This is a genomic window from Variovorax sp. P4_D9, assembly GCF_056401695.1.
Window position 1 is genome coordinate 1 of sequence record NZ_JBFUIU010000378.1, and the last position, 8,603, is coordinate 8,603.

General features: G+C 69.2%; 8 protein-coding genes, 1 tRNA gene and 2 pseudogenes. 5 read left to right on the forward strand and 6 right to left on the reverse strand.

Going from position 1 to position 8,603, the window contains the following annotated elements:
- A partial coding sequence (locus tag AC1DY5_RS31660) for an RNA polymerase sigma factor (RefSeq protein WP_478117912.1) occupies window positions 1-1,452 on the reverse strand: 1,452 nt, incomplete at its 3' end.
- Between the two features lie 60 nt (window positions 1,453-1,512).
- On the opposite strand from AC1DY5_RS31660, the gene AC1DY5_RS31665 reads away from it, so the two are divergent.
- Window positions 1,513-1,589: transfer RNA gene (locus tag AC1DY5_RS31665), tRNA-Met, on the forward strand.
- 20 nt (window positions 1,590-1,609) lie between these two features.
- Here the strand turns inward: AC1DY5_RS31665 and AC1DY5_RS31670 are convergent.
- Window positions 1,610-1,783 (reverse strand): hypothetical protein, encoded by a 174-nt coding sequence (locus AC1DY5_RS31670; protein WP_478117923.1) that lies wholly within the window; start codon window positions 1,781-1,783, stop codon window positions 1,610-1,612.
- A 94-nt stretch (window positions 1,784-1,877) separates the two neighbouring features.
- Window positions 1,878-2,356, reverse strand: a pseudogene (locus AC1DY5_RS31675) (UDP-2,3-diacylglucosamine diphosphatase); the annotation flags it as partial.
- Between the two features lie 111 nt (window positions 2,357-2,467).
- Between AC1DY5_RS31675 and AC1DY5_RS31680 the strand changes: the two are divergent.
- A complete protein-coding gene (locus AC1DY5_RS31680) occupies window positions 2,468-4,189 on the forward strand; it encodes a lysoplasmalogenase family protein (RefSeq protein WP_478117913.1) in 1,722 nt (573 codons plus the stop codon).
- Window positions 4,190-4,200: 11 nt separating this feature from the next.
- Here AC1DY5_RS31680 and ruvB read toward each other — a convergent pair whose 3' ends face one another.
- Entirely contained in the window at window positions 4,201-5,256 is a 1,056-nt protein-coding gene (gene ruvB / locus AC1DY5_RS31685; RefSeq protein WP_478117914.1) for a Holliday junction branch migration DNA helicase RuvB, read from the reverse strand.
- An 87-nt stretch (window positions 5,257-5,343) separates the two neighbouring features.
- Between ruvB and AC1DY5_RS31690 the strand changes: the two genes are divergently transcribed.
- Window positions 5,344-5,778, forward strand: coding sequence for a hypothetical protein (locus AC1DY5_RS31690; protein WP_478117915.1), 435 nt, complete (start codon window positions 5,344-5,346; stop codon window positions 5,776-5,778).
- Between the two features lie 9 nt (window positions 5,779-5,787).
- On the opposite strand, the gene ruvA is transcribed toward AC1DY5_RS31690, so the two are convergent.
- The gene (gene ruvA / locus AC1DY5_RS31695; protein ID WP_478117917.1) at window positions 5,788-6,360 is read right to left on the reverse strand and encodes a Holliday junction branch migration protein RuvA; all 573 of its coding nucleotides are present in this window, start codon (window positions 6,358-6,360) and stop codon (window positions 5,788-5,790) included.
- A 36-nt stretch (window positions 6,361-6,396) separates the two neighbouring features.
- On the opposite strand from ruvA, the gene AC1DY5_RS31700 reads away from it, so the two are divergent.
- Window positions 6,397-7,344 carry a PhoH family protein gene (locus tag AC1DY5_RS31700; protein WP_478117919.1) on the forward strand — a complete coding sequence of 316 codons (948 nt, stop codon included), beginning with the start codon at window positions 6,397-6,399 and terminating at the stop codon, window positions 7,342-7,344.
- Window positions 7,345-7,347: 3 nt separating this feature from the next.
- The gene (ybeY, locus tag AC1DY5_RS31705) at window positions 7,348-7,800 is read left to right on the forward strand and encodes an rRNA maturation RNase YbeY (RefSeq protein ID WP_478117921.1); all 453 of its coding nucleotides are present in this window, start codon (window positions 7,348-7,350) and stop codon (window positions 7,798-7,800) included.
- Between the two features lie 60 nt (window positions 7,801-7,860).
- Here the strand turns inward: ybeY and AC1DY5_RS31710 are convergent.
- Window positions 7,861-8,603, reverse strand: a pseudogene (locus AC1DY5_RS31710) (IS110 family RNA-guided transposase); the annotation flags it as partial.

The following is an 8,603-nucleotide window of genomic DNA, read 5'->3' on the forward strand; positions in this document are numbered from 1 at the left end:
CCAACGCACCTGCGCGCCGGCGATCTCGAACACCGCCAGCGACTCGGGGCCGCGTTCGAGCGTCACCCGCCACTCGGGCGCGCCGCCGAGCGGCCGAGGTCCGACCGCCGACAGCGCGGCGGAGCCCAGCAGCGCGTTGAGTTCGCGCGCCTCCGCCCGGGACACGCTGCGGCTCTCGCCGCCGCGCCGCTGGATCGTGAGTCGAGTCCAGGTCGACAGCGCCACGAAAGTGGGGGGTTCGGTCTCGTCGGTGCGTACCGCCGGCGCGGCTGCCTTGGGGGGTGGAACGGGCGCTGCGGCAGTTGCGGGCGCTGAGGGAGCTGCGGGCGGCACGACGTCCATGACGAAAGGCAGCGGCGCCGGCGGTGGCAGCGGCGGCGGCGGCGGCGGAGGCGACGACAAAGCCGGTGGGAAAGCGGACTGCGCTCGCGGGACTGGCGCCGCCGCTGGCTTCGTCGGCGGAGCAGCCGGCGCAGGTGGTGCAGGCACGGGCTCGCTCCGCGATACCCGGGCCTCGAGCTTGGGACCGGGCGCCGATGCGCGCCACCACAGCACGCCGATCAGCAAGGCCCCGAGGGCGGTGGCCAAGACCGCCTTCCAGCGCCATCGCGGGCGCGCCGCGCGCTCCAGTTCGGCCGAATCGGTGTCCGGGTCGGTGGCACCGATGGCGTCGTGGGCCTTCCTCAGGATGGACTTGCGGATCCGCCAGTCGGGCGCCGCGCCCTGGTCGGGCGCATGCGCGAGCGCCCGCCGCAGCGGGTCGTCAGCCGACTCGGCCGTCGCGTTCGTGCGCGGAGCCAGCACCGACAGATAGCGCTCCATGCAGCCCTGGAGCTTCTTCCGGCCGGCGCGCAGGCGGCTGCGGACCGTCTCGGCGTCGGTGTCGATGGCTGCTGCCATCGCCTCGTCGGTGAAGCCGTCCACGTGGTGCAGCAGAAAGACCGCGCGCTGCTCGTCCGGCAGTTCGTCGAGGCAGGCCAGGATGCGCCGGCCGGCCGCCTGCCAGAACGCCAGTTCTTCCGCCGACGGCTGCTCGCCATCGCGGCCGGCAGCAGCGCCATCGCGCAGCAGGCCGCGGCTGAAGAGCTGTGCGGCTTCGAGGCCGTCGCCATCCTCGTCGTGCGCATAGAAGGCGACCTGCCGACCGCTGATGGCGAGCCGGTCCATCGCCAGGCCATGGGCGATCGTGAACGCCCAGGTTTGCCAACTGCCACGCTGCGGCGAGAAGCCGTCGCGCGCCGAAGCGATGCGCATCCAGGTCGCCATGAACACCTCGTCCACCTCGGCCGCCAGCCGCATGCCGAGCAGGCGGCGGACGAGGCGGTACAACACGCTTTCGTGCCGCTCGTAGAGCGCGTCGAAAGCGTGGGTGTCGCCGGCGGCGTAGGCCAGCATCAGCTGGTCGTCCAGCGGGACGTCGAGGCGATCGGGATTCGCAGCGGGCGAAGGCATCGGCAGATTTTCGGAAGCGGCGGCAGAGGTCGGCACCAAAAAGGATATAATCCTGGGCTCGGCTCTTTAGCTCAGTCGGTTAGAGCGATGGAATCATAATCCACAGGTCCGCGGTTCGAGTCCGTGAAGAGCCACCATACACAAAGAAGGCCTGCTATCAAACAGATAGCAGGCTTTCTTTATTGACAGCCTGCGTCACCCCGGCAAAGCTGCCGCACACCAGACCGACGCCCTGCTCCCTCACCCACTGGGAGTTGTAGCGCTCCTGCGGCAGCGTCCAGCGGCTGCGCACCACGTTCACCGGCAACTGCATCTGCACCGCCTCGCTCAAGCTGCCTGGGCCCGGCTTGTCGATGAAGAAGTCGGCCAGCTGCGTGTAGCGCGCGATGTCGGGCGTGAATACCAGACGCCACCGCGCTCTCGAAGTCGCCGAATCGGGCCAGCCACTTGGCGCACTGGATCACGCCGTCGAACAGGTCGCCGTGCATGACCCACAGCTTGCGGCCGTCGGCGTCTCGTGGATCCACTCCTCCGCAACATGGATGCCGCCAAAGTTGTGCTGCAGGTACTTGCGCGCGAACTCATCGTGGTTTGCCCGGGATGAAGATCACGCGCGTGCCCTTGCGCGCCTTGCGCAGCAGCTTGTGGATCACGTCGTTGTGCGGCCTGCGGCCAGTACCAGTGGCGACGCAGTTGCCAGCCGTCGATGATGTCGCCGATCACAGCGTCTCGCATTCGGTGTGCTTCAGGATGTCGAGCAGCGCCCGCGCCTGGCAGCCGGGCGTGCCCAGGTGCAGATCGGAGATCCAGAGTGGGCGGTAGACCTGGAGCGGCCGGGTGACATCGTCATCGACCGCACCGGTCGAGTCGCGCCATGCGCGAAAAAGGCGTCGTCGCGGTGCATGGACGGGCACGATCGCAGCCCTGCATGACGTGCCTGCGGCACCCTCGTGACGCCCCGGTGACAGGGGAAGCCTGGGGGTGTTTCGACCTTCGCCCGGCCGAGAATCCCGCCATGCGCCCCGGCCAGATCATCGTCCTCGCGACCCCCGTCTTCTTCCTGCTCATCGGCCTCGAGTTCCTGGTTGGCCGGCGGCGCGCGCAACGCGGCAGCGGCCAGGACACCTACCGCCTGCCCGACACGCTCAACAGCATCGGACTGGGCATGCTGAGCCAGATCAGCGCCGCTCTCACCGGCCTGCTGCGCATCGGCATCTACACCGCCATCTGGTCGGCCTTCGCGCTGTTCCCCGACACCGACTTCTGGACCCGCTGGTACGGCTGGCTGCTGGCGCTGGTCTGCTACGACTTCTGCTACTACTGGCTGCACCGCTTCGGCCACGAGAGCGCGGTGCTGTGGGCGGCGCACGTGGTGCACCACCAGAGCCAGCACTACAACCTCTCGACCGCGCTGCGCCAGACCTCCAGCGGCGTGCTGTTCGGCTGGATCTTCTACCTGCCGATGGCCATCGCCGGCGTGCCACCACTGGTCTTCGGCGTGGTCGCCCTGGTCGACCTGCTCTATCAGTTCTGGGTCCACACCGAGCAGGTCGGCAAGCTCGGCTGGTTCGACCGCTGGTTCTGCTCGCCCTCCAACCACCGGGTGCACCACGCGGTCAACGACCGCTACATCGACCGCAACTACGGCGGCGTACTGATCGTCTGGGACCGCCTGTTCGGCACCTTCAAGGAAGAGGACGAGCACTGCGTCTACGGCACCCGCAGCCCGCTGCAGAGTTGGGACCCGGTGTGGGCCAACGCCGAGGTCTATGCGTCGCTGGTGCGCGACAGCTGGCGCACCCGGCGCTGGAGCGACAAGCTGCGGCTCTGGTTCAAGCCGCCGGGCTGGCAGCCGGCTGACCTGGCGGCCAGCGATCCAAAGCCGGCCTTCGACATCCGCCAGGTGCAGCGCTACGAGCCGCCGGCCTCGGGCCGCGTGCAAGCCTTCGCGGCGCTGCAGTTCATCGCCCTGCTGGTCGGAGCCACCGCCTTCCTGTGGTTTTCGGACACGCTCGCCTTGGGCCCCTCGCTGGTCTGGCTCAGCGCGCTGACCGCAGGGCTCTGGGCTACGGGCGCAGTGCTGCAGGGCCGGCTGCCGGTGATCGGCGTGCTGTTCGTCAATGCCGCCGCGCTGGCGACCGCGAGCGGCGCGCTCGGACTCTCCGGCCTGCATCTCGTCGCCAAGCCGCTGGCGCTCGCGATCCTGATCGTCTTCGCATCGATGCGTGCGCGCGCCGACGCCATGCCGGGCCGCTTCGCCCTGCTGCTGCTCGCCGGCCTGGCGGCATCGCTGGCCGGCGACGTGCTCCTGATGTGGCCGAAGCTCTTCGTTCCCGGCCTGGTGGCCTTCCTGCTCGCGCACCTGACCTACATCGCGCTTTTCGCCGACGGCGTGAGCCTGTTCCCGCGCCGCCGCGCGCTGGCCGCCACGCTGGCGGTCGGCGTCCTGATGTATGGATTCTTGTGGTGGGGCGGTCTGCCCGCCGGCCTGCGGATCCCGGTCGGGGTCTATATCGTGGTGATCGCCTGCATGGCGGCCCAGGCGCTCGGCCGCGCGGCGGTGCTCGGCGACGCGGCGGCCCGGCAGGTCGCGCTCGGCGCCTGCCTCTTCATGCTCAGCGACGCCCTGTTGGCGACCAACCGCTTCGTCCAGCCGCTGCCGGTGGCCTCGCTATGGGTGCTCGCCACCTACTACGCGGCGCAGGGGCTGATCGCGGCGAAGGTGCGTGCGCGCTGAGGCAGCGCGGCTCAGCTCCCGAACATGTCCCCATCCCGCTGCGGCGGCGCCACCCCGAGGTGCCGGTACGCCGCCAGCGTCGCGATGCGGCCGCGCGGCGTGCGCTGCAGGTAGCCCTGCTGGATCAGGTAGGGCTCGATCACGTCCTCGATGGTGCCCGACTCCTCGCCGATGCTGGCCGCGATGTTGTCGAGCCCGACCGGGCCGCCGTCGAAGCGATGGATCACGGCCTCGAGCAGTTTTCGGTCCATCAGGTCGAAGCCCTGGGGATCGACGTCGAGCATCGCCAGCGCCTTGTGCGCGACCTCGATGGTGATCCGGCCGTCGCTCTTGACCTGCGCATAGTCGCGCACCCGGCGCAGCAGCCGGTTGGCGATGCGCGGCGTGCCGCGCGAGCGGCGTGCGATCTCGAGCCCGCCTTCGTCGTCCATCGGCACGCCGAGCAGGCCGGCGCTGCGCCGCACGATGCGCGCCAGTTCCTCAGCGGTATAGAACTCGAGTCGGGCAACGATGCCGAAGCGGTCGCGCAGCGGATTGGTCAGCATGCCGGCGCGCGTGGTGGCGCCGACCAGCGTGAACGGCTGTAGGTCGAGCTTGATGCTGCGCGCGGCCGGGCCCTCGCCGATCATGATGTCGATCTGGTAGTCCTCCAGCGCCGGGTAGAGGATCTCCTCGACCACCGGCGACAGGCGATGGATCTCGTCGATAAAGAGCACGTCGTTGCGCTCGAGGTTGGTCAAGAGCGCCGCCAGGTCCTTCGGCTTCTCGAGCACCGGGCCGGAGGTCTGGCGCAGGTTGACGCCGAGCTCGGCCGCGATGATGTGCGACAGCGTGGTCTTGCCCAGGCCCGGCGGGCCGAACAGCAGCACGTGGTCGAGCGCCTCGGCACGGTGCCGCGCCGCGCCGATGAAGATCTCCAACTGCTCTCGCACCTTGGCCTGGCCGACGTACTCGTCGAGCAGCTTGGGCCGCAGCGCGCGCTCGATCGCCTCCTCGTTGGGCGAAGCGGGTGCGGCCGACACCACGCGTTGCGGGGCCGGGGCGAAGTCGTCGGTCTGGATGGTCATGGGGCGGATCGGAAGAGGACGCAGTTTAGAGCTTGTTCGCCGCCCCGCTGCGGCAGAATGCGCGAGCGAATGGAGACCGATCCGCCCATGAACGACAACGACCGCGCGCTCTGCGCCGCCACCGCCGGCCTGCTGCGCGCCAGCGGCGTGATCGCGGTCTGGGGCCTGGCGCTGGCGTTGATCGCGGGCCTGGTGCTGGCATTGACCGGCCGCTCGCTGCCCGCGGCGTCCTGGGCCGCGTTCGCGGCGATCGCGCTGGCCGGGCTGCCCGAGCGCTACCTCGCGATGCGTCTGCGGCTCGACACGGCCGTGTTCGACGGCCTCGCGCAGGGCGCGATCGCCTCGTTGCCGGTGCTCGACGGCACGCTCGACACGCTCGGGCTGCGGCGCGCCAGCGACGGCCCGCGCCCGCTGGCCAATCGCGTCATGGCGGCAAGGCTGGCCATGCAGCGCCATGGCATCGTGGTGGTGCTGCAGACCGTGGTCTTCGCGCTGGCCCTCGCGCTGCAGGACTCGCGCTGAGCGCGGCGCCTACTTCGCCAGCGCCCGCAGCGCCAACTTGATCCCCTCGCCCACCGCCACGTCCTTCGGCAGTGACTTGAGCGAAGCGGCGGCCTCTTTGTCGCTGTAGCCCAGCGCGATCAGCGCCTGCAGGATGTCGGCCTGCGCATCGGTGGCGGCGTGGGCGGGCACCGCGATGTCGGCGCCCAGCTTGCCCTTGAGCTCGAGCAGCAGCCGCTCGGCGGTCTTCTTGCCGATGCCCGGGATCTTGACCAGCCGGCCGGCCTCCTGCAGCGTGATCGCCTGCGCGAGTTCGCCCACGCTCAGGCCGCTCAGCACGCCCAGCGCCATGCGCGGACCGATGCCCGATATCTTGATCAGCATGCGGAATGCCGCACGTTCCTGCGCGGTGGCGAAGCCGTAGAGAACCTGCGCGTCCTCGCGCACCACGAAGTGCGTCAGCAGCGAAACCCGCTCGCCGGCCGCCGGCAAGTTGTAGAAGGTGCTCATCGGCACATCGACTTCGTAGCCCACCCCGTTGCAGTCCACCACCACCTGCGGCGGGTTGCGTTCGGCCAGGATGCCGGTGAGTTTGCCTATCATGGGTGCCCTTCTCGCTTTTATGAAAATGAAATCCGCGTGATTCTGCGACACACCTTCGCCCCGCCCAACAACACGCGGCTGGGCCACCTCTGCGGCCCGCTCGACGCGAACCTGCGGCGCATCGAGGAAGCGCTCGACGTCAAGATCGCGCACCGCCACGAGCAATTCAAGATCGACGGGCCCAAGGTCAAGGCCGAGCGTGCCATGGAAGTGCTGCAGGCGCTCTACGAGATCGCCCAGCGCGTGATCGATCCGGCGGTGGTCCAGCTGACCCTGGCCAGCGACGGCTCGATGGCCGAGGCCGAAGACGGCGCCATCATGCTGGCCACGCGGCGCACCGACCTGCGGGCGCGCACGCCCAACCAGAGCGTCTACCTGGACAACATCGCCAACCACGACATCACGTTGGGCATCGGCCCGGCGGGCACCGGCAAGACCTACCTGGCGGTGGCCTGCGCGGTCGACGCGCTCGAGCGCAGCGCGGTGCAGCGGATCGTGCTGACCCGGCCCGCGGTCGAGGCCGGCGAGCGGCTCGGCTTCCTGCCCGGCGACCTGACGCAGAAGGTCGATCCCTACCTGCGCCCGCTGTACGACGCGCTCTACGACCTGATGGGCTTCGATCGCGTGCAGAAGGCCTTCGAACGCAATGCGCTCGAGATCGCGCCGTTGGCCTTCATGCGCGGCCGCACCCTGAACAACGCCTTCGTGATCCTCGACGAAGCGCAGAACACGACGATCGAGCAGATGAAGATGTTCCTGACCCGCATCGGTTTCGGCGCCAAGGCCGTGGTGACCGGCGACGTCAGCCAGATCGATTTGCCGAAGACCCAGCCCAGCGGCCTGATCGACGCCGAGCGCGTGCTCAAGCGCGTCAACGGCATCGCCATCACGCGCTTCACGAGCGCCGACGTGGTGCGCCATCCGCTGGTGGCGCGCATCGTCGATGCCTACGACAACGCCCGCAAGCGAACCGCAGCGCACTGACACATGACACTTTCAGATCTGTCGCTGTCCTTGCAGTTCGCCCGCTTCAAGGGCGTCGAGCGCCATCGCGCCGCATTGCCGCGGCACAGCGTCGCGCGCTGGATCCGCCATGCGCTCGCTGCCGATGGCGAGATCACCGTGCGCATCGTCGATGCCGACGAGGGCCAGCAGCTCAACCGCGAGTTCCGCGGCAAGGACTACGCGACCAACGTGCTGACCTTCGACTACGCGCAGTCCCCGGTCGTGATGGCCGACCTGGTGCTGTGCGCGCCGGTCGTCGCCCGGGAGGCGAAGGAACAGCGCAAGACGCTGGCCGCGCACTATGCCCACCTGCTGGTGCACGGCACGCTGCATGCGCAGGGCTGGGACCACGAGACCGGCGACGAAGACGCCGAGGCGATGGAAGCCCGCGAGATCGAGATCCTCGCCGGCCTCGGCATCCGCAACCCCTACTGAGCTACTACAGTAAGAAGCGCCAAGTCGTATGTCCCAGCATAGGAACATCGCAGCCGAGATCTGAAGCCGCTTGATTAGGCGGCGGATGGTCTTGGCTCGATCCCGGCGGTCGAAGTGGTCGCTGCCCAGGTCGTTGTACTCGGTGCCATCACGCAGCATGTGGTACGCGGCTGTGAGCATGGARGCGGCCACGGCGAGGATGGCCYTCTTGGCRCCRCGGCGTGCCTTGATGCGCAGGAACTGCGCTCGCAGGTAGCTRGTCTYGACGCGCACMGCAGCCCAGGCGGCGGTCACCAGGGCGGTYTTGATCCAGGTGCCGCTCTCGCGGAGCGRCGCTTGCCGGCGMTCTCGTCGCTGCGCGGACACAGTCCGGCCCACRAGAYCAGATGGCCGGCACTGGGGAAGCGCGACATGTCCACGCCGATCTCCGCCACCACGACACTGGCCGTCAGGTCGCTGACCCCCGGCATCGTCGCGAGCAGGCGGACGCGCTGCCGGATCGGCGCCAGCGCTTTTCCCACGGCCGCATCCAGTTCGGCCAACGTGTGCTGCAAGTCATCGATCACCTGCGGGTGCAGCCGCAGCGTCGTGCGATGGTGGCCGGTGATGCGCCGCAGCGCCTCGCGCAACTCGGCGCACCTTCTGGATACGCAGCGAGTGCTGGGAGACCTCCCGCACGAGTTGCTTGCGCGTGCGCGTGAGGTCGCGCAACTGCTGGATCGCCTGCGGCGGCACGAAGCCGTGCGCGAGCAGATCGGCAATCCACATCGCGTCGTTGACGTCCGTCTTGCGCCCGGGCACGT